Annotated in this window: 15 protein-coding genes; 11 read left to right on the top strand and 4 right to left on the bottom strand. The window is 71.6% G+C overall.

Features of this window, described 5'->3' with window-relative positions; translation table 11 throughout:
* Nucleotides 1-57: 57 nt before the first annotated feature.
* The 5 genes from OG246_RS39865 (at nt 58) to OG246_RS39885 (ending at nt 6,002) form a co-directional block, all read left to right on the top strand.
* Entirely contained in the window at nt 58-846 is a 789-nt protein-coding gene (locus OG246_RS39865) for a DUF4142 domain-containing protein (protein WP_266474116.1), read from the top strand.
* A 185-nt stretch (nt 847-1,031) separates the two neighbouring features.
* Nucleotides 1,032-2,348 (top strand): DUF692 domain-containing protein, encoded by a 1,317-nt coding sequence (locus OG246_RS39870; RefSeq protein WP_266474118.1) that lies wholly within the window; start codon nt 1,032-1,034, stop codon nt 2,346-2,348.
* 249 nt (nt 2,349-2,597) lie between these two features.
* Nucleotides 2,598-3,365 (top strand): DUF4142 domain-containing protein, encoded by a 768-nt coding sequence (locus tag OG246_RS39875; RefSeq protein ID WP_266474119.1) that lies wholly within the window; start codon nt 2,598-2,600, stop codon nt 3,363-3,365.
* A gap of 99 nt (nt 3,366-3,464) precedes the next feature.
* Nucleotides 3,465-4,253, top strand: a complete 789-nt coding sequence (locus OG246_RS39880) for a TIGR04222 domain-containing membrane protein (protein ID WP_266474120.1) — start codon at nt 3,465-3,467, stop codon at nt 4,251-4,253.
* 120 nt (nt 4,254-4,373) lie between these two features.
* Entirely contained in the window at nt 4,374-6,002 is a 1,629-nt protein-coding gene (locus tag OG246_RS39885) for an alpha/beta hydrolase (RefSeq protein ID WP_266474121.1), read from the top strand.
* Nucleotides 6,003-6,024: 22 nt separating this feature from the next.
* Here the strand turns inward: OG246_RS39885 and hemQ are convergent, their stop codons facing one another.
* Together hemQ and hemG are read right to left on the bottom strand one after the other, a co-directional pair.
* A complete protein-coding gene (gene hemQ, locus OG246_RS39890; RefSeq protein ID WP_266474122.1) occupies nt 6,025-6,744 on the bottom strand; it encodes a hydrogen peroxide-dependent heme synthase in 720 nt (239 codons plus the stop codon).
* 4 nt (nt 6,745-6,748) lie between these two features.
* Entirely contained in the window at nt 6,749-8,209 is a 1,461-nt protein-coding gene (gene hemG, locus OG246_RS39895; RefSeq protein ID WP_266474123.1) for a protoporphyrinogen oxidase, read from the bottom strand.
* Between the two features lie 159 nt (nt 8,210-8,368).
* Here hemG and OG246_RS39900 point away from each other — a divergent pair, with 159 nt between their 5' ends.
* Both OG246_RS39900 and OG246_RS39905 read left to right on the top strand, forming a co-directional pair.
* Nucleotides 8,369-9,355: a DUF4349 domain-containing protein gene (locus OG246_RS39900; protein WP_266474124.1), complete on the top strand. Its 987-nt coding sequence runs from the start codon at nt 8,369-8,371 to the stop codon at nt 9,353-9,355.
* A gap of 27 nt (nt 9,356-9,382) precedes the next feature.
* Nucleotides 9,383-10,795 carry an FAD-dependent oxidoreductase gene (locus tag OG246_RS39905; RefSeq protein WP_266474125.1) on the top strand — a complete coding sequence of 471 codons (1,413 nt, stop codon included), beginning with the start codon at nt 9,383-9,385 and terminating at the stop codon, nt 10,793-10,795.
* Nucleotides 10,796-10,825: 30 nt separating this feature from the next.
* Here OG246_RS39905 and OG246_RS39910 read toward each other — a convergent pair whose 3' ends face one another.
* Complete coding sequence (locus tag OG246_RS39910; protein WP_266474126.1) at nt 10,826-11,167, bottom strand: hypothetical protein; 342 nt, start codon at nt 11,165-11,167, stop codon at nt 10,826-10,828.
* Nucleotides 11,168-11,416: 249 nt separating this feature from the next.
* Between OG246_RS39910 and OG246_RS39915 the strand changes: the two genes are divergently transcribed.
* Nucleotides 11,417-12,232 carry a rhomboid family intramembrane serine protease gene (locus OG246_RS39915; protein WP_266474128.1) on the top strand — a complete coding sequence of 272 codons (816 nt, stop codon included), beginning with the start codon at nt 11,417-11,419 and terminating at the stop codon, nt 12,230-12,232.
* Nucleotides 12,233-12,239: 7 nt separating this feature from the next.
* Here the strand turns inward: OG246_RS39915 and hemE are convergent, their stop codons facing one another.
* A complete protein-coding gene (gene hemE, locus OG246_RS39920; RefSeq protein ID WP_266474129.1) occupies nt 12,240-13,310 on the bottom strand; it encodes a uroporphyrinogen decarboxylase in 1,071 nt (356 codons plus the stop codon).
* Between the two features lie 258 nt (nt 13,311-13,568).
* Here hemE and OG246_RS39925 point away from each other — a divergent pair, with 258 nt between their 5' ends.
* The 3 genes from OG246_RS39925 (at nt 13,569) to OG246_RS39935 (ending at nt 16,898) form a co-directional block, all read left to right on the top strand.
* Nucleotides 13,569-14,195: a DUF3000 domain-containing protein gene (locus OG246_RS39925; protein WP_266475036.1), complete on the top strand. Its 627-nt coding sequence runs from the start codon at nt 13,569-13,571 to the stop codon at nt 14,193-14,195.
* A gap of 378 nt (nt 14,196-14,573) precedes the next feature.
* Nucleotides 14,574-15,236, top strand: a complete 663-nt coding sequence (locus tag OG246_RS39930) for a response regulator transcription factor (protein ID WP_266474130.1) — start codon at nt 14,574-14,576, stop codon at nt 15,234-15,236.
* Nucleotides 15,237-15,614: 378 nt separating this feature from the next.
* The gene (locus tag OG246_RS39935) at nt 15,615-16,898 is read left to right on the top strand and encodes a ribonuclease D (RefSeq protein WP_266474132.1); all 1,284 of its coding nucleotides are present in this window, start codon (nt 15,615-15,617) and stop codon (nt 16,896-16,898) included.
* The last annotated feature ends 125 nt before the right edge of the window (nt 16,899-17,023 follow it).

Consider the following 17,023-nt stretch of genomic DNA (forward strand, 5'->3'; position numbering starts at 1 on the left):
CTGACGCTGGCCAAGTACAAACACCCAACGACCAGTTGGTTTCCCGGGAGGCTCATTGTGCGGCGTATCAACGGTACCGCCCTCGTCATGGCGGCACTCGTCGCCACAGTCGGAGCGCTCGCGTTCCCCGTGTGGTCCTACGCGGACCGCTCAGGCACCGGGCAGGCGAACGTGGCGGCAGGCACCGTGAACACCCGCTGGGGTCCGCTGACCGCCCAGGACCGCGATCTGATCGTCCGCGTTCGGCTGGCCGGTCTGTGGGAGCTGCCGGCGGGACAGCAGGCGCTCGAACGCGCGCCCTCCGAGGCGATAAAGGAGGTCGCCGACCACCTCATCGTCGGCCACACCGACCTCGACAAGCGGGTGCGGATCGTCGCGGCCCAGCTCGGCGTCGCACTGCCGAACCAGCCGAACGAGCTGCAGACCGGCTGGCTCAAGGAGATGACCGCGGCGACCGGCGCGGACTACGAGTACAAGTTCGTGAACCTGTTGCGGGCCGCGCACGGAAGCATCTTCCCTGCCATCGGCGCCGTCCGGAACACTACGCGGAACACCCTGGTGCGCCAGCTGGCCTCGGACGCCAACCAGACCGTGCTCGACCACATCACGATGCTGGAGAAGACCGGGAAGGTCGACTTCGACGCCATCGCCAACGCCGCGGTGGCCACCTCCACGGCCAGCCCGACCGGCCCCGCGGCTCCCGTGCCCGGCCAGGTGGCACCCTCGGCGCCTGCCGCTCAGGCGACCGGCGACGTCTCGACCTCGTCCTCGCCCTCGCCGGGCGCGCCTGGCACGGTCAACACCGCCCGTCCGGACCCGGTGGACTCGGACGGCGTGCTGGGATAACCGGCCCCCCAGGGCCCGCCCGCGCCCCGGATCCGAACCTCAAATGTTGCTCTGAAGGTGATGAGTACGAGGTTCGGACCCGGGCGTCGGGGCCATACCTCCGTCACGCCGGAACATCGGTCCGTCAAAGGAGACGACACAGCCGATCCAGGTGAAGCCGTGCAGGTGGGGTGAAGGAGGGCACGATGGAGCGACTGGGGACGGGCATCGGGTGGCGGCCGGAGATCGCGGACGCCGTGGAGCGCATGCCGGGCATCGACTGGGTCGAGGCCGTGGCCGAGAACCTCTGCCCCGGCCATCTCCCCGAGTCGCTGCTGCGCCTGCGTGAACGCGGCGTCACGGTGATCCCGCACGGCGTCTCCCTCGGCCTGGGCGGCGCGGACCGGCCCGACGAGGCACGCCTCACGGCCCTGGCCGAGCGGGCCGAGGCGCTGGGCTCGCCGCTCGTCACGGAGCACATCGCGTTCGTACGGGCGGGCGGGCCGTTGACCGCCTCGCCGCTCCTCGAGGCGGGGCACCTGCTGCCGGTCCCGCGCACCCGGGACGCGCTGGACGTCCTGTGCGAGAACATCCGTATCGCGCAGGACGCGTTGCCCGTTCCCCTCGCGGTGGAGAACATCGCCGCGCTGATCTCCTGGCCCGGCGAGGAGATGTCGGAGGGCCAGTTCCTCTACGACCTGGTCGACCGCACGGGCGTACGCCTCCTCATAGACGTCGCCAACCTCCACACCAACCACGTCAACCGGGGCGAGGTTCCGGCCAAAGCCCTCGACGAACTCCCCGTCGAAGCCATCGCCTACGTCCATGTCGCCGGCGGCTTCGAACGGGACGGCGTCTGGCACGACAGCCACGCCCACCCCGTCCCGCAGCCGGTCCTCGACATCCTGTCCGACCTCGCATCCCGGGTGACCCCGCCGGGTGTCCTCCTGGAACGGGACGAGAACTTCCCCGAGCCCGGGGAGCTGGAGCGGGAGTTGGGGGCGATCCGGGGAACGCTGGAGCGGGCGGGGGCGCAGGCCCCTAAGAGCTCATTCCCGGAGCCGATCGCCCCTCGCGAAGCCGGCGCCCACACAGGTGCCGACACCGACCCCGCCCGCCAGCGTCTGGCCCTCGCACAGACCGCGCTGCTCTCCGCCCTTATCGGGGGAACCCCCGTGCCCGAGGGGTTCGACCGGGTACGGCTCGGGGTGCAGGCGCGGGCGCTGGCCGCCAAGCGGGCGGATGTCGTGGCGAAGGTCGCTGAGGAGTTGCCGCAGATCCTGGCGGAGGGGTACCGGCCGGCGTTCCTCGCGTACGCGCAGGGACATCCGATGACCGGCGGATACCGGCGCGACGCCCTGGACTTCGCCGAGCACCTGCTCCTCGCGGGCCGCCCCGAGGACGCCGAGACACGACGGCGGCTGCGTCACTGGTGGCTGGAGCGCTCGGGCCCGGCCCCGCTGTCGGGACACCCCGCGGCCCGCCTCGCCCGCGCCACCCGCCGGGTGCTGCTGCGCCGCTGAGTACGCGCACGGCGGCCCCGCACCGCCGCGGAGTGTGCGCGGGTTAACACGGCCTTCTGTGAAGGGGATGTGCGCGCCCTGTTTCCACGCCTTTGAGGCGGTCTGCCGTACGCCCGAACCACCATATCCCGCGCGTTCCACCTACCCATCAACCCTGTTTTCCCGTGCGGCAGTTGGCACAGCACCCGCAGTAGCATGCCAATCCGCACGCGGAACGCACTCATGTGCGGTGCCGCAACAGGAGGCACCATGCGATCCATCAACCGCACCGGATTGGTCAGTGGAACAGGGCTCATCGTCACGGGCCTCACGGCCACCCTGGTCGCCCTGGCCATCCCGATCTGGTCGTACGAGGACCGCTCCGGAACCGGCCTGGACACCTTGAACGCCCAGACCGTCTCGACGCAGTTCGGCCCGCTCTCGGCGCTGGACCGGGAGTTCATCACCAAGGTCCGGCTGGCCGGGCTCTGGGAGCTGCCCGCGGGCCAGCAGGCCCAGGAACGCGGCACCACGGAGGCCGTACGGACCGCCGGCGCGCACCTCATCGAGGGCCACACGTTCCTGGACGCCCGGGTCCGCAACGTCGCCGCGCGGCTCGGCCTTGAGCTGCCCAACCAGGCCAGCGAGCAGCAGCGCGGGTGGCTGACCACGCTCAGCGCGGCGCAGGGCGTGGACTACGACCGCGAGTTCGCGAACATCCTCCGCAAGGCCCACGGCAAGGTCTTCTCCCTCGTCGCCCAGGTCCGCGCCAACACCCGCAACTCCCTCGTACGCGACCTCGCCGACGACGCGAACAGCACCGTGCTCGACCACATCAAGGTCCTCGAGGCCACCGGATACGTCGACTTCGACGCCCTCGCCGAGGACGCGGCCGGCGCCGCCCCGCCCCCGATCACCAACTCCCCCGCCCTGCCCGGGCCCACCCAGTCCCCGGACTCACCGATTCCGGTGACCCCGTCCCCGGGCTTCACCCTTCCCCCGGCCGCCTCACGCGCCAACTCGCCCTCGGCCCCCTAGCCGCATGGGCGGGAAGCGGAACATCACATACCGCCAACGCTCCGTCCATCATGTGAATAAGGCATGGCGCTCACCCGGCCCATCGCATAGAAAAACGCCATGTTCTGGGTACTTCTCCTGCTCCTGGCCTGGGCCGCGGCCGGCACCTCCTGCACCCGCCTGTGCCTGGCCGCCGTCCGCACGGCGGCCGTCGACGCGAAGGCGGCCCGCGACCACGGCCTCACGCTGTACGAGGCGGCGTTCCTGTCCGGCGGTCCGGCCCGGGTCGCCGAGCTGACCCTGGTGTCGATGGCCCGCCAGCGCCGTCTGCTGCTCGCGCACACGGGCTGGGCGACCGTCGTGGACCCGCGTGGGCACGACGAGATGGAGCGCTCGGTCATCGGGGCGATCGGTCCGGATGGCCAGTCCCGGATAGCGCCCGTGCGGGCGAGCGCGGCCGCCGCGGATTCGGTACGCCGTCTCGCGGACCGCCTCGTCGCCGCGGGCCTCGCCGTGCCCGACGGCGAGCGCGGCACCGTCGCGAGCGCCGTCCGCCAGGTCCAGGCCGCCGCGGCAGCCGTGCTCGTTCTGGGCGCCGTGGCCCTGCTGCTGCCCTCTCAGGCCCAGACGTCCGAGTACGAGGTGCCGGTCGCCGTCTGGTTCGCGCTCCCGCTCACCCTCACACTGAGCTGTCTCGCGATCGCCCGCATCGAGGTGCACCCCTACTCGCGCTGGGCGTCCCCGGCCGGACAGCGCCTGCTCGGCACCCTCACCCGGCACCCCGACGGCACGGGCGACGACCGCACGTACCTCACCTCCGTCGCCGTACGCGGCATCCGCGCGATCGGCGAGCCGGACCTGCGTGCGGCCTTCACCCACCGCGAGGGAAACCCGGAACGAAGGGGCTGACGGGCGCGCCAGGGGGCGCATCGGGGTCATTGGAGCCGACACTGCCGCCCGGTCCTTTACTTCACCAACCGCCGAACGAAACATCCCCTTTGTCGCTGCCGTGCGCCGAAGGGAAACGCGATGAGAGCTGCCGTCCTCTACGGAACCGCAGGATCCTTGCTCCTGTCCGCCCTCGTCACCGTCCCCGCGGGCGGCGAACCCCGGTGGCCCGGCGATCCCCTCGGGCCCGGGGCCGACACCCGCGGCACGGCCGTCGCCGCCGAGCGCGCGGCGGCCGCCGGGGTCCGCTTCGGCACCTGCTCCAAGGAGGAGGACCTCCCGGACGACGTCAAGTGCGGCACGGTCAAGGTGCCCCTCGACTACGCACACCCCGACGGCAAGCAGATCAAACTCACCGTCAGCCGTGTGAAGGCCACCGGCAAGGACGCGAAGAACTCGAAGCGGAAGGTCCCGCGCCAGGGCGCCCTGGTCTACAACCCCGGCGGCCCCGGCGCCTCCAGCATGTACTTCCCGCTGATCGGCTTCCTCCCTGAGTGGAAGCGCCTCGCGGGGGCGTACGACCTCGTCGGCTACGCCCCGCGCGGGGTGGGCCGCAGCGCCCCGCTGTCCTGCCAAGACCCCAAGCGGCTGGTGAAGGGGCCGACGCAGTCACCGACGTTCCCTTCGGAGTCGTACAAGAAGGAGCGGATCGCGGAGGCGAAGGCGTACGCGCGCGGCTGCCTCAAGCGCTCCGGCAAGGCCGTCCAGCACTACACCTCGCTCAACAACGCCCGCGACCTCGACGTACTGCGCGCCGCGCTCGGCGAGCGGAGGCTGACCTTCATGGGCGCCTCCTACGGCACGTACTTCGGGGCTCTCTACGCGACGCTCTTCCCCTCCCACGTACGCCGGATGGTCTTCGACTCGGCGGTGAACCCCGCCCCCGGCCAGATCTGGTACCAGAACAACCTCGACCAGTCCGCCGCGTTCGAGATCCGCTGGGCGGACTTCCGCGCCTGGATCGCCCGGCACGACGAGGTGTACGGGCTCGGCGCCACGCCCGAAGAGGTGCTGCGCAGCTACGAGAAGGCGCGGGCCCGGCTCGCCGCCTCGCCCGCCGGCGGCAAGGTGGGGCCCGGGCAGTTGCAGGGCGCGTTCCTCCAGGCCGGGTACTACGACGACTACTGGCCGCACCGCGCCCAGGCGCTGTCCGCGTACCTGAAGGGCGACCCGAAGCCGCTGATCGAGCAGGCCGGACCGTATCCGGAGGCGGCCGCCGAGCAGGAGAACGGCAACGCGGTCTACACGGCCGTCGAGTGCAACGACGCGCCCTGGCCGACCGACTGGCGCACCTGGGACCGCGACAACACGCAGCTCGCGCGCAAGGCGCCGTTCGAGACCTGGGACAACGTGTGGATGAACCTGCCCTGCGCGTACTGGCCCGTGCCGCGGCAGAAGCCCCTGGACGTGCGGACGCTGCCCGGCGCGCTGCCGCCGACCCTGATCCTGGCGGCCGAGCGGGACGCGGCGACTCCGTACGAGGGTGCGGTGGCACTGCACCGGCGGCTGTCCGGCTCGGTCCTGGTGACCGAGAACGGCGCCGGGACGCACGGGATCGGGGGCGGGCCCAACCAGTGCGTCAACGGCTATCTGGACGCCTATCTCCTGGAGGGCAGGCTCCCGGTACGGCGCGCGGCATGCGCGCCGCACGCGGAGCCGAAGCCGGTGGCACCGGGCGATCGTGCGAAGGACACGAAGAAGGCTTCCTAGGACCGCCCGGCGCTTCGAGTCCTCAGGCGAGGCCGGCGACCAGCTCGGAGATGTCCTTGCGGCGGCCCGTGTAGAACGGGACCTCTTCACGGACGTGCATCCGGGCCTCGGAGGCGCGCAGGTGACGCATGAGGTCGACGATGCGGTACAGCTCGTCGGCCTCGAAGGCGAGGAGCCACTCGTAGTCGCCGAGGGAGAACGAGGCGACCGTATTGGCGCGCACGTCCGGGAAGCCGCGGGCCATCTTGCCGTGGTCGGCGAGCATGCGGCGACGGTCCTCGTCGGGCAGCAGGTACCAGTCGTAGGAGCGCACGAACGGGTAGACGCTGATGTAGTTGCGCGGCGTCTCATCCGCGAGGAACGCCGGGATGTGCGAGCGGTTGAACTCGGCGGGGCGGTGCAGCGCCATGTTCGACCAGACCGGATCGAGGGCACGGCCCAGCTTGGTGCGGCGGAAGAGGTTGTACGCGTCCTGGAGCTGGTCGGCGGTCTCGGCGTGCCACCAGATCATGAGGTCGGCGTCGGCGCGCAGCCCCGACACGTCGTACGTGCCGCGGACGGTGACATCCTTCGCGGCGAGCTGGTCGAAGAGCTCCTGGACCTCGTCGGCGTAACCGGCGCGGTCCTCGGGCAGCACGTCCTTCAGCTTGAAGACGGACCACAGGGTGTAGCGGATGACCTCGTTGAGGTCCTTGGCCTTCTTGCCGGCGTTCGGGATCTTGGCGGGGGCGTCGTCACTCATGGGCCTATTCTCCCGCGCCGCCGTGCAGACTCTGCACCGGGTTCGCCATCAGGGCATCCAGTCCGCCCCGGTCGCCGCCGAGCTGGTCCACGGCGGCGTACGCGCTCGCGATGCACGCGGGGATGCCGACCCCGTCGTACGCGGCGCCGCAGACGGCGAGCCCCGGCAGCTTGCCGACGTGGTCGCGGATGCGGGCCACGCGCGCGTGGTGCCCGACGGGGTACTGCGGCAGCCCGTCGTCCCAGCGCGTGACGCGGGCCTCGACGGGCGCGGCGTCCAGGCCGGTGGCCTCGCGCAGGTCGTGTCGGGACACCTCCACCAGGTCGTCGTCCTCTCGCCCGAGCACCTCCGTCTCGCCGTACCGCCCGACCGAGGTCCGCAGGACGAGCAGGCCGGGGTTCTCCTCGGCGATCCAGCCCCACTTCTGGGAGGCGAAGGTGGAGGCTTTGATGGTGTGCCCGTCAACGGGCGGCACGAGAAAACCGCTCCCTTCGGGGAGGGCGATTTCGCTGCGCCGGTAGGCGAGGGTGACGAGCGCCATGGAGGCGTACTCCACGGTGGCCAGCTCGGCCGCGGCGGCGGGCGCCTCGGCGCGCAGTAGGCCGGCGGCAGCGGGGGCGGGCAGGGCGAGAACCACGGCGTCGGCGTGGAGTACCTGGCCTCCGGCGACGACGCGCCAGCCGGTGTGTGCCTCCCGGCGCAGCTCCGTCACGCGTGTCCCGGTGACGATCTCGCCGCCGCGTGCTCGCACCGACTCCGCGACCGCGAGCGGCAGTTGACCGACGCCTCCCTCGATGCCCATGAAGACCGGTCCGGTCTGCTGGTTCCGGGCGGCCTTGGCCTGGATCTCGCGGACCGCCTCCGTCAGGGAGTCGTGGGTCCGGGCGGCCTCGAAGAGCTGGGGAACGGCAGAGCGCAGCGAGATGCGGTAGGCGTCGCCCGCGTAGACACCGCCGAGGAGGGGCTCGACCAGGCGGTCGACCACTTCGCGGCCGAGGCGGGCCGCCACGAACTCCCCCACGGCCACGTCGTCGCCGATCTCCGTGCGGGGCAGCTCGGCGTCCCGCTCGATACGGCGCAGGCCCTCGTCGGAGAGGACGCCGGAGAGGGCGGACGCGGTGCCGGGGACGCCCATGACGTGTCCCTTGGGCATCGGGCGCAGGACGCCGCGGGACCAGAGCGAGGCCGTCGCGGTGGCGGGCGGCTGGAGGCGGTCGGCGAGGCCCACCTCGCGGGCCAGGGCGATCGCCTCGGGGCGGCGCGCGAGCATCGACTCGGCGCCCAGGTCGACGCGTGCGCCCGCGATCTCGCCGGGCAGCAGCTTGCCGCCCACGCGGTCCGACGCCTCCAGAACGGTCACGCGCACGCCGCTGTCCAGCAATCGGTGGGCGGCGGCCAGACCCGCGATCCCGCCCCCGACGACAACGACGTGTCCCGTACCCGTACGAGTGCCCTGTGCGCGCATGTCTCCACTGTCGCAGACCCCACTGACACTCCCACCAGGCCCCCGGTGTCCTCCGCGAGTCCTGACCGTGACCGCATCGGGACCGGATCCGCCCAACGCCGCACCCCGTTCGGGCGTCGAAGGAGCGTCAGTCGTCAAAACGCCCGGGGGGATGCCCACATGCGCACACGAAGCTCCGTACGACCCGTACGCCCCACTCAGGTCCTGGCCGGGATTCTTCTTGCCGCCGCCCTCGCACTCGCCGGCTGCTCAGCCGGCGGTGACGACGGCGCGTCCAGCGATTCCGCCGCCGGCGCCGGGGACAAGGCCGCGGTCCAGGAGGGCGCCGCGGGCGCCGAGGACAGCAAGAGCGGGGCCCAGGCCCCCACGAAGGCCCCGGACCTCTCCGCGAACCGGATCATCCGCACCGCCTCCCTGACCGTGCAGGTCAAGGACGTACCCGCGGCCCTGGACGAGGCCCGCACCACCACCGCGAACGCGGGCGGCTTCGTCGGTGACGAGACCACCACCCGGGACGAGGAGGGCAAGGAGCACACCCGTGTCGTCCTGCGGGTGCCCACCGAGCGGTACGACGAGGTGCTCGCCGACATGGAAGGCACCGGCAAGCTCCTCGAACGTACGGCCAAGGCGCAGGACGTCACGGACCAGGTCGTCGACGTGGAGAGCCGCATCCAGACGCAGCGCGCCAGCGTGGCCCGGATCCGTGAGCTGATGGACCAGGCCACCAAGCTCAGCGATGTGGTCACCCTGGAGGGCGAGTTGAGCTCCCGTCAGGCCGACCTGGAGTCCCTGCTCGCCCAGCAGGCCTCTCTGAAGGACCGCACCAGCCTGGCCACCATCACCCTGACCCTGTCCGAGACCCCGGTGAAGCAGGTGGAGAAGGACGACGATCCGGGCTTCGTGGACGCGCTCGCGGGCGGCTGGAACGCGTTCGTCACGATGCTGCGCTGGATCGCCGTGGCGTTCGGCGCGATCCTCCCGTTCGCGGCGGGTGCGGCGCTGCTCCTCGTGCTGTGGGCACTGTGGGTGCGGCTCCTGCGCAGCCGGTTCCCGCGCCGCCCGGCCCCGGCCGCGGCCTCCCCGACCGGCACGCTGCCGGTCGCCCCGCCCGTCCGGGAGCAGGAGGAGGGACGCGAGCAGGACTGAAATGCCGCGCCCCCGTAGCGTGTTCGTATGAGCATGAACCGTACGAGCGGTACCACCGGCGGTGTGACGGAGCGACTGGTCGTGATCGGCGGTGACGCGGCGGGCATGTCCGCCGCGTCACAGGCGCGCCGGATGCGAGGGCCGGACGAACTGGAGATCGTGGCGTTCGAACGGGGGCACTTCACCTCGTACTCGGCGTGCGGCATCCCGTACTGGGTGGGTGGTGACGTCGCCGACCGGGACCAGCTGATCGCGCGGACCCCCGAGGAGCACCGGGAGCGCGACATCGACCTGCGGATGCGTACGGAGGTCACGGAGATCGACGTCGCGGGCGCCCGGGTCCGCTCCCTCGACCTCGAAACCGGGGACGAGGAGTGGACGCCGTACGACAAACTCGTGATCGCGACCGGCGCGCGCCCGATCCGGCCCGACCTCCCGGGCGCCGACGCTCCGGGCGTGCACGGCGTGCAGACCCTGGACGACGGACAGGCCCTGCTCGACACGCTGGCCGCGACGGAGGGCCGCCGCGCGGTGGTCGTCGGCGCGGGCTACATCGGTGTGGAGATGGCCGAGGCGCTCATCAACCGCGGGTACGAGGTGACGGTCGTCAACCGCGGCAAGGAGCCGATGTCCACGCTCGACCCCGACATGGGCCGCCTGGTGCACACGGCCATGGAGGGCCTGGGCATCACCATGGTCAACGACGCCCAGGTCACCAAGCTCCTCACCGGCGAGGACGGGCGGGTACGGGCGGTCGTCACGGAGGACGCCGAGTACCCGGCGGACGTGGTCGTGCTCGGCATCGGCGTGCGCCCCGAGACGGCGCTCGCCAAGGCCGCCGGGCTGCCCCTCGGTGACCACGGCGGGCTGCTGACCGACCTCGCGATGCGGGTGCGCGGGCACGAGAACATCTGGGCGGGCGGCGACTGCGTCGAGGTGCTCGACCTGGTCTCGGGGCGCGAACGGCACATCGCCCTTGGCACCCACGCCAACAAGCACGGGCAGGTCATCGGCGCCAACGTGGGCGGCGGTTACGGCACCTTCCCCGGTGTCGTCGGCACGGCGGTGAGCAAGGTCTGCGACCTGGAGATCGCCCGCACCGGGCTGCGCGAGAAGGACGCGCGCAGGGCGGGCCTGCAGTTCGAGACCGTCGTCATCGAGTCGACGAGCCGCGCGGGCTACTACCCCGCCGCGGACCTCATGACCGTGAAAATGCTCGCCGAGCGCCGCACCGGACGGCTGCTCGGCGTACAGATCGTCGGCCGTGAGGGCGCCGCGAAACGCGTCGACATCGCAGCGGTCGCGCTGACCGCGTGCATGACGGTGGAACAGATGACAGCCCTGGACCTGGGCTACGCGCCGCCGTTCTCACCGGTCTGGGACCCGATCCTGGTAGCAGCGCGCAAGGCGGTCGCGGCGGTACGCGCGCGTGGCGCGTGACCGGGCGGCTCCGACCCACGTGAGCTGGTGTTAGGCCGTCTCGTGCCCGGACACCGTCGTCCCGTTGATGCGGTCTATGGCCTGCCTGGCCTGCTCGGCGGGCGGCCGCCCGGGCAGCGAGGAGACGGAGGCGGAGGAGGTGACGGCCGCGGGCTGCGCCGTGGGGGGTTTCGCGTGCGCGGCGGCCCGGGCGGAGCGCAGCCGGTGGCTGACCGCCTCGTCGAGGGTCACCGGACGCTGCATCCGCGCCGCGAGCCGGCCGGCCTCCTGGCCGAGCGCGGCGACATCTTCCCAGGGCAGGTGCAGCACCAGGGCGATCTCCGCCTCACCGTCGGGCAGAGCTTGCATCGGAGGAGTAACTCGGTCGTTCATCGCCTGTGTCCTCACGTCTTCCTCGCGTCACGTCTTCGTCGCGGCGCGGGCGGTTGAGGAGACATACGCATGGGGGTGCGGGGGTGTTCAGCGGCTCAGGGCGTGCTTTGGGGCGTGAGGGGGCGCAGGTGGGGCGTGCGGGCGTGCATGGTGGCGCCCTCCCGAACCCAGCGCGCCCCTCCGGCCACAGCCGGCGCGCGCCCGGCCGGCGCACGGATTCCCGACGCGCATCGAGGGCAGTACTTCCTTGTGGTCATACCCGTCCATGACGTCAACCCGGTGCGGCACACGCCCTATGTGACGTACGCGCTGATCGCCGCCAACGTGCTCGTCTTCCTCTACACGCCCGGCATAGCCGGTTCCGTGGCCGGTGACAGCGGTCTGTCGCAGCTCTGTCATCTGCAGGCGTTCCTGGACCACTACGCCGCGGTGCCGCAGGAGTTGATCCACCACCAGATGCCGGGGCTGGTGCCCACGGGAGATGTCGGCGTCGGCCCGCAGGGAACCGGCTGTGTGGTCGCCCCGCCGGACTACGACAAGTCGCCGGCGCTTTCGGTGCTGACGGCGATGTTCCTGCACGGCAGCTGGCTGCACCTGCTGGGCAACATGCTGTTCCTGCTGATCTTCGGCAACAACATCGAGGACCGCCTGGGCCATGTGCGGTTCACGCTGTTCTACGTGGCCTGCGGCTACGCGGCCGCGTACGGCTTCGCGTACCTGAACGACGACTCCGGCGATCCGCTGATCGGCGCCTCCGGAGCGATCGCCGGGGTTCTGGGCGCGTATCTGGTGCTCTACCCGAAGGCCAGGGTGTGGGTCCTGGTCCCGTTCCTGATCTTCCTGCCGCTGCGCCTGCCCGCGTGGATGGTGCTGGGCTTCTGGTTCGTTCTCCAGGCGGTGTACTCGTCCGGCGAGGGAGTCTCCGAGGCCGGGACCGTCGCGTACGCGGCCCATGTGGTCGGCTTCCTGGCCGGGATGCTGCTGGCCTGGCCCCTGCGCCCGGGCACCCCGCCCCCACCCGAACCGCGCCGCCTGCTGTGGGGCAGGCGGGCGCGGTACACCTGACGGAGTACTACCGGCCCGCGGTCTGCTCGTGGACGTACTCCACGAGCCGGGTCAGCGCGTCCGGGTCGGTGGTCGGCAGGACACCGTGGCCGAGGTTGAAGACATGGCCTTCGAGACCGGCGGCCGCGTCGAGCACCTCGCGGGTCTTCGTCTCCACGGCCTCGGTCGTGGAGAACAGGACGGCCGGGTCGAGGTTGCCCTGGAGGGCCTTGCCGGGGCCGACACGCGTGGCCGCCACGTCGAGCGGGACACGCCAGTCGACACCGACGACGTCCGCGCCCGCCTCGCCCATGAGGCCCAGCAGCTCACCGGTGCCGACACCGAAGTGGATGCGCGGGACGCCGTACGAAGCCACGGACTCGAAGACCTTCGTGGACGCCGGCATCACCGAGCGCCGGTAGTCGGCGGGTGCCAGGGCGCCGACCCAGGAGTCGAAGAGCTGGACGGCGCTCGCGCCAGCCTCGATCTGCACCTTCAGGAAGGCGGAGGTGATCTCCGCGAGACGGTCGAGCAGGTCGGCCCACAGCTGCGGGTCGCCGTACATGAGCGCCTTGGTGTGCTCGTGGTTCTTGGACGGGCCGCCCTCCACGAGGTAGCTCGCGAGGGTGAAAGGCGCGCCCGCGAAGCCGATGAGGGGGGTCGAGCCGAGCTCGGCCGTGAGCAGCCCGATCGCCTCGGTGACGTACGACACGTCATCGGGGGTCAGATCGCGCAGCTGGGCCAGGTCGGCGCGGGTGCGGATCGGCTTCTCGACGACCGGACCGACGCCCGGCTTGATGTCGAGGTCGATGCCGATGGCCTTCAGCGGTACGACGATGTCACTGAAGTAGATCGCCGCGTCCACGTTGTGCCGGCGCACCGGCTGGAGGGTGATCTCGGCGACCAGGTCGGGCCGCATGCAGGAGTCCAGCATGGCGATGCCCTCGCGCACCTTGAGGTACTCGGGCAGCGAGCGGCCGGCCTGGCGCATGAACCACACCGGCGTGTGCGGCACGGGCTCGCGCCTGCACGCCTTCAGGAAGGCGGATTCGTACGTGGCTTTCGGCTGCTGCCCATCAGGGCGCTCGTTGGCACTCACGACGGAAAGTCTCCCACGGCCCGCCGACGGCCAAGTCCGGGGCACCCGGTGCCCGGCCGACCCCGGCGCCCGGTACCGGACAAGCCCTCAGCACCCGGCCGGACCCCGGGCACCGGCGCTCGCGAAGGCGCGTTCGTGCGGCGCGATCCGGACAGTGGTCCCACGCACGGGTGTCTCTCCCTGCGCGAAGGCTCCGTTCCCCTTAATCTTCCCCGCATGGCTGCGGCTCAGGGACGACTGTCGGACGGCGCTGGCGGAATGGACGACTCGAAGGAGGGGAACCGAGATGCGATGGAGACGGCTCCGCCACCCTTCCGGGCCGCCGTCGACGCGCTGAAGGGCGCGCGGCTGCGGCCGGACATCGAGATCGACCCGACGCCTGCGCCCAAGCGCCTGGCCCCGTACGCGTACGCGCTGGAGGCGGCGGTCGTCTCCGACGACGAGGATCTGGCCGACGGCCGCCTTGTGCTGCTGCACGACCCGGCGGGGCACGACGCCTGGCAGGGCACCTTCCGTCTGGTGACCCTGGTCCGCGCGGAGCTGGAGCCGGAGATGGCCGCCGACCCGCTGCTGCCCGACGTCTGCTGGTCGTGGCTGACCGGCGCGCTCCAGGCCCGCGGTCTGTCGTACGGCGAACCGAGCGGCACCGTCACGCGCGCGAGTTCGCACTACTTCGGCGGCATCGCGGAGCGCCCGGCCGCCTCCCAGATCGAGATCCGGGCCTCGTGGACGCCCCGGGAAGGCATGGGCGGCGTACCGGACACGGCCACGCACCTCGCCGCCTGGTGCGATCTGCTGTGCCAGGTCGCCGGGCTCCCGCCGTTGACGCCGGGCGACGCGTCGGTGGTCACGCTGCCGCAGCGCCGGGGGCCGCAGTCCCGTTGACTCCGCAGCCCCGTTGACTCCGCGTTCCGGCTGAGTCCGCAGTCCCGCTGAGCGTGCGGTCACGTTGACCGCACGCTCTCTTCGTGTCCGCTCGAACCCGCGCTCCCGTTGAGTACATGGTTCGCGCTGCTTCTTTGTCGATATGCCAACTTTCGGCCGTGTGGTGACACGGATTGACGCGGAATGACGTCGAGCGACTCGGTTCGATCTTCGGATGATCGATCGCGTGTCCGAATTGCACGGATTGTTACTCACTAAATCGTGATCATTCTCTAAAGGCGGACGGGTTTGGTGCCGAAGACGTCTGTGACCTTGAAAGCACGGTTCGTCCCGGCTTCATCCCCAGAGCCGGTACCGTCCCGCACCCCAGGAGGCCTGGTGTCCGTTCTCCTCGAGCAGCCCGCAAGCCTGGTCGCCTACCGCCCGAACAAGCCGACTGCCATGGTGGTCGTGGCCGACCCCCGGGTCCGCTCCACCGTCACCCGCCATCTGTGGGCGCTCGGAGTGCGCGACGTCATCGAGGCGTCGTCCGTCGCGGAGGCCCGTCCCAGAATCGGCAATCCACGCGACATCTGCGTCGCCGATGTCCATCTGCCCGACGGCAGCGGGCTCACCCTGCTGTCCGAGACCCGTGCCGCGGGCTGGCCCAACGGCCTCGCCCTCTCCGCCGCCGACGACATCGGCGCCGTACGCAATGCCCTCGCGGGCGGCGTCAAGGGCTACGTCGTCACCGGCACCCGCAACAACGTCGGGCTCCCCACCCGGCCCGGCGTCGCGCCGATCGGTTCGGCCGCCGCCCGTATGCACCGCCGCCCCCCGGGGTCCCCGAGCCACCCGGGCGGCTACCGCGAACTCTCCGGACGAGAGGTCGAGGTGCTTCGGCTGGTCGCGGAGGGCCAGTCGAACAAGGCCATCGGCGTCTCGATGGGCCTGTCCGCACTGACCGTCAAGAGCCACCTCGCCCGTATCGCCCGCAAGCTCGGCACGGGCGACCGCGCCGGGATGGTCGCGGTGGCCCTGCGCACGGGAATCATCCACTGACCCGCACCACACACCCGTGAACCGGGTCCTTGACCGACCTGGCTGATTTACGACCCCGAGCGCCCGCCGACGGAATCCTCCGTCGGCGGGCGCTTTTCTCTTGCCGCCGGGAAACGGCAACTCCCTTGGGGCAAAAGCGAGATGAAGGACATCGCCCGCCGCCGAAATCCGGGCTTCCCTGGCGATAGCGGGCTCTCGGCCGGACCGGGTTCCGGGTCCGGGCGGGTGTCGCGGAAGCACAATCGGAGCACGCGGGACACTCGGGACAAGAGCCACATGCCGTCCCTGAGATCCACTTGAACAGCGTTTTCGCAGGTGAACCGACCAATGACTTGAAGATGCAGGTCAGGCGCTCGAACATCCCGATACCCTTGACAGGTGACCGACGCCCAAGAGACCGCAGCAGACAGCTCACTGCGAACCACCGGAGGCGGCCCTCCGGACGACGTCGAATCGGCGCCGATCCCTTTGCTTGAGCCCCGAGACGGCATTCCGCCCGTCGTGGCCGACGACGCCTCGCTGGCCGAGGTGATCGCCGCCTTCGCCGCCGGGTCCGGCCCCGTCGCCGTCGACGCCGAACGCGCGTCCGGGTACCGGTACGGCCAGCGCGCCTACCTGGTACAACTCCGCCGCGAGGGCGCGGGCACCGCGCTGATCGACCCCGTGGCCTGTCCCGATCTTTCGGGGTTCGGCGAGGCGATCTCCGGTGTGGAGTGGGTGCTGCACGCCGCCACCCAGGACCTGCCGTGTCTCCGCGAGATAGGCATGATCCCGTCCCGCCTCTTCGACACCGAGCTGGCCGGACGCCTCGCCGGGTTCCCCCGGGTGGGCCTTGGCGCGATGGTCGAGAGCGTCCTGGGCTTCGTACTGGAGAAGGGGCATTCCGCGGTCGACTGGTCGACACGTCCGCTGCCGGACCCGTGGCTGCGGTACGCGGCTCTGGACGTGGAGCTCCTCGTCGACCTGCGGGACGCGCTGGAGAAGGAGCTGGACCGGCAGGGCAAGCTGGAGTGGGCCCGGCAGGAGTTCGACGCGATCGCGCAGGCCGATCCGGCGCCGCCGCGCAAGGACCCCTGGCGCCGTACGTCCGGGATGCACAAGGTGCGCCGACGCCGGCAGATGGCCGTCGTACGGGAGCTGTGGGAGGCCCGGGACCGCGTCGCGCAGCGGCGGGACATCTCGCCCGGCAAGGTGCTCGGGGACGCGGCGATCGTCGAGGCGGCGCTGGCCGTGCCGGCCAATGTGCACGCCCTGGCCGCGCTGAACGGCTTCGGACACCGCATGGGACGCCGACAGCTGGAGCAGTGGCAGGCCGCCGTCGACCGGGCGAAGGAACTGCCCGACTCCGAGCTGCCGCAGCCGGGTCAGCCGGTGACCGGTCCCCCGCCGCCGCGCGCCTGGGCCGACAAGGACCCGGCCGCCGCCGCCCGGCTCTCCGCCGCGCGCGCCGCGGTGTCGGCCCTCGCCGAGCGGCTGAACATGCCCCAGGAGAACCTGATCACCCCGGACACCGTGCGGCGCGTGTGCTGGGAGCCGCCGTCGACTCCGGACGCGGAGTCCGTGGCCACCGCGCTCGCCGGGTACGGGGCGCGCCCCTGGCAGGTCGAGCAGGTGGCGCCCGTACTGGCGGCGGCGCTTTCCGAGACGGCGCCCAAGGCCTGAGCGCCTGGCCGCCTGGCGCGCGATGTCACGGTCCCGCGCCCCTTGTGGGGCGCGGCAACGTCGAGATCACGCCATGATCTTCGGGCGGCGCAGGGGATGCGGCTGCTCGCACGGTTCCTTCCGGG

The organism is Streptomyces sp. NBC_00620 (assembly GCF_026341825.1).
Lineage (GTDB): Bacteria > Actinomycetota > Actinomycetes > Streptomycetales > Streptomycetaceae > Streptomyces.